This window comes from Rhizobacter sp. (assembly GCF_031412495.1).
Classification (GTDB): Bacteria; Pseudomonadota; Gammaproteobacteria; order Burkholderiales; family Burkholderiaceae_C; genus Schlegelella_A.
In genome coordinates, this window is record NZ_JANODC010000436.1 from 1 (window position 1) to 3,423 (window position 3,423).

Below are 3,423 nucleotides of genomic sequence, written 5' to 3' on the forward strand. Positions count from 1 at the left end.
CTGCGCCTCAACGTCAAGCTGAAGAGCAAGCGCGGCGAGCCGCAGGCGACCGACTTCGGCGGCCTGTCGCTGAACCCCATGACGCAGCCGGCCGATCTCGAGGAGCGCGCGCACCAGAAGGCCCTGGCGCAGCACGAGGCCAGGCGCAAGGCCGAGGAAGAACAGCTGCAGCAGCTGCGCGAGAAGAAGCGCCTCGCCGAGGCCGCCGCCGCTGCGACGCGCGCGGCTTAGCCCCGCTCCGGGCCCTCGGCGGCCGCGCTGCCGGCGGCGCCGGCCTCCTGCTGCGGACGCAGCCGCGGGTGCACATAGGCGCCCTGCGGCACGTGGAGCAGGTCGGCGACGCGCCAGAGGACGTGGCGCTCGTGCGCGGCCAGGTGGCCGTCGGCGTACGCCATCCGCCACATGAGCTCGATCACGCGCAGCTTCTGCGCCATGCCGAAGCGCTCGTCGATGCGCGAGGTGAACGAGAACAGGTCGGTTGCGCCGCGCGCCGCCGTGTCGGCGAGCTCGGCCAGGCGCACCGCCTCGTCCTGCGACAAATGGAACTTGTCGCGCAGCGCCGCGTGCACGGCTCCGCGCTCGCCGGGGAGGTCGCGCAGGGTCTTGAACATCGGCATGGCACGAAAGAGTGGGGTGCGGGGGCCGCGCCTCGGCGGACCCGGACATTTTCGCAAGCGCGGCGCGACTTCCTGCGGCCAGGGTCGCGGCGCGAAGGTTCGCACGCTTGGGCCGGCCAGGGCGATGGCCGGCCCGGGCCGCGGCTCAACAACGGGCGGCGCCGGCCGAAACCGAGGCTGTCGTCCTCCGCCACCTCCGAGAGGCAGCCCCATGTCCTCCTTACCGCGCTCACGAAGGGCCGCCCGCGCCACGCGCGGCCGCAAGGCCGCCCGCCCGGCGCGGCGCGGCTCGCTGCGCTGGCTGATCGATCTGCTCGCCGGCGCCTGGCGCCGGCGCCAGGGCACGCCGCTGGCGGCCGCCCGCATCGAGCCGGCCTGCGATGCGGCCGTCGAGGAGCCCGTATCGCAGCTCGCGCTGCAATGCAAGGAGCTCAGCGCCCGGCTGCTCGTCCACGACCCGGCGCTGCATGTCGTGCGCAACCTCTTCGTCGTCCACGACGAGCTCGGCCTGCGCGGCTGGGCCGGCGTCGAGGCGCTGCCGATCAAGATCGTGGGCCGGGCCCTGGCGGAGGCCGAGATCATGGCCAGCGACGAGCCCTCGCCGATGCTCGAGACGATCATCGACACCCTGCGCGACCTGAAGACGGCCGCCGACGCGCGCGCTGCCGAGGAAGCGGTCGAGCGCGATTGGGAAACGCTGCAGGTGCCCGAAGTCTCGGACACCAACTTCGGTGAATTCGAGCTCGCGGAGCGCAGCTGGGCCGGTACGGTGCCGAACGGACTCGAGATCCCGGCCCGCCGCGCCTGAGCCCCGTCGACCGCCCGGCGCGGCGGTCCGTAACGGCCCTCAAGCCGGGCGCGGAACTGCCGATGCCTCCTGAATGGATCGCCTGCGCCCGTTCGCCTTCCGAGCCGCGCCGACGGCTGCGCCGGCGGTGCCGGGAATGCAGTTCTCGGAGCTGATCGGCTCGCTCAGCCACGCCCTCGACCTCACCGAAGGCCAGCCCAAGGGCCACTGCCTGCGCGTCTGCTGGATCGGCATGCACATCGGCATGGAGATCGGCCTCGGCGTGCCGGCCCTGCGCGAGCTCTACTACGTCCTTTTGCTGAAGGACCTCGGCTGCAGCAGCAACGCGGCCCGCATCTGCGAGCTCTACCTCACCGACGACCTGGCCTTCAAGCGCGACTTCAAGACCGTCGGCGATGGCCTGCCGCAGGTCCTGCGCTTCGTCTTCGGCCACACGGGCCTGAACGCCGGCCTGGCCGGGCGCCTGCGCAGCGTCGTCAACATCCTGCGCAACGGCCGCCAGATCACCGACGAGCTGATCCGCACGCGCTGCACGCGCGGCGCCGACATCGCCCGCCAGCTGCGCTTCAGCGAAGGCGTCGCCGCCGGCATCGCCGGCCTCGACGAGCACTGGGACGGCAGCGGCCGGCCCGAAGGCGTGCCCGGCTCGGCGATCCCGCTCTACGCGCGCATCGCCCTGCTCGCCCAGGTGGTCGATGTCTTCCACACCGTCGGCGGGCGCGACGCCGCCCTGCGCGAGGCGCGGCAGCGCTCGGGCAGCTGGTTCCAGCCCGATCTCGTGCGGACGCTGGAGAAGGTCGCCGGCAGCCCCGGCTTCTGGCTCACCCTGGCCTCGGCCGAGGTCGAGCAGGCCGTCCTGGCCATGGACCCGGGCTCCGGCGGCGTCGTCCTCGACGACGACTACCTCGACGACATCGCCGCGGCGTTCGGCCAGATCGTCGACAGCAAGAGCCCGTTCACGAGCGGGCACAGTGCCCGTGTCGCGCAACTCGTCGACGCCATCGCCCGCCGCCTCGGCCTGTCGGAGGCACGTTGTCGCTGGCTGCGCCGCGGCGCGCTGCTGCACGACGTCGGCAAGCTCGGCGTGAGCAATGCGGTGCTCGACAAGCCCGGGCCGCTCGACACCGCCGAGTGGGCCTCGGTGCGCTTGCACGCGCAGCACACCGAGGCGATCCTGTCGCGCATCGGCGCCTTCTCCGAGCTGGCCCGCGTCGCCGCCGCGCATCACGAGCGGCTCGACGGCGCCGGCTACCCGCGCGGCCTGGGCGCGGACGAGATCACGCTCGAGACCCGGATCATCACCACCGCCGACATCTTCGACGCGATCTCGGCCGACCGGCCCTACCGCGCCGCCGTGCCGATTCCGAAGACGCTCGAGATGATGGAAGCGACCGTCGGCACCGCGATCGATCCGCTCTGCTTCGAGGTGCTCCAGCAGGTGATCGCCGCAGAGTGAGCGCCGCGACGCCAGGTCGCGATAATCGCCCGTTCTGGATCCGGAGCGCTCATGAACGCGGTCTCTCGCAACAACGTCCGCGTCTCGGGTGCCGGCCCCGCGACGCTTGTCTTCGGCCATGGTTTCGGCTGCGACCAGAACATGTGGCGGCTCCTGCGGCCGGTGTTCGAGCCGCGCTTTCGCGTCGTCCTGTTCGACCTGGTCGGCAGCGGCATGTCGGACCTCGGCGCCTACGGCCGGACGAAGTACGACAGCCTGCACGGCTACGCCGACGACCTGCTCGAGATCCTCGACGAGGCGGCGGTCGGGCCGGTGATCTTCGTCGGCCACTCGGTCAGCGCGATGATCGGCGTGCTGGCCGACCTGAAGGCGCCCGGCCGCTTCGCCGCGCACATGATGATCGGCCCGTCGCCCTGCTATATCGACGACGGCGACTACGTCGGCGGCTTCAAGCGCGAGGACATCGATTCCCTGCTCGAGACGCTCGAGAGCAACTATCTCGGCTGGTCGAGCGCGATGGCGCCGGCCATCATGGGCGCGCC

5 protein-coding genes are annotated in these 3,423 nt (G+C 72.1%); 4 read left to right on the forward strand and 1 reads right to left on the reverse strand.

The window, feature by feature from the left end; translation table 11 throughout:
• The coding region (locus AC30N0_RS16290; RefSeq protein ID WP_489518946.1) for a hypothetical protein at positions 1–231 on the forward strand (231 nt) is incomplete at its 5' end.
• On the opposite strand, the gene AC30N0_RS16295 is transcribed toward AC30N0_RS16290, so the two are convergent.
• Complete coding sequence (locus AC30N0_RS16295) at positions 228–611, reverse strand: tellurite resistance TerB family protein (RefSeq protein WP_489518947.1); 384 nt, start codon at positions 609–611, stop codon at positions 228–230. The genes AC30N0_RS16290 and AC30N0_RS16295 overlap by 4 nt on opposite strands.
• A gap of 217 nt (positions 612–828) precedes the next feature.
• Between AC30N0_RS16295 and AC30N0_RS16300 the strand changes: the two genes are divergently transcribed.
• From AC30N0_RS16300 to AC30N0_RS16310, 3 genes are all read left to right on the forward strand, one after another.
• Positions 829–1,425 carry a hypothetical protein gene (locus AC30N0_RS16300; protein ID WP_489518948.1) on the forward strand — a complete coding sequence of 199 codons (597 nt, stop codon included), beginning with the start codon at positions 829–831 and terminating at the stop codon, positions 1,423–1,425.
• A 73-nt stretch (positions 1,426–1,498) separates the two neighbouring features.
• Positions 1,499–2,881, forward strand: a complete 1,383-nt coding sequence (locus tag AC30N0_RS16305) for an HD-GYP domain-containing protein (protein ID WP_489518949.1) — start codon at positions 1,499–1,501, stop codon at positions 2,879–2,881.
• A 51-nt stretch (positions 2,882–2,932) separates the two neighbouring features.
• Positions 2,933–3,423: alpha/beta fold hydrolase (locus AC30N0_RS16310; RefSeq protein WP_489518950.1), on the forward strand; the 491-nt coding region annotated here is incomplete at its 3' end.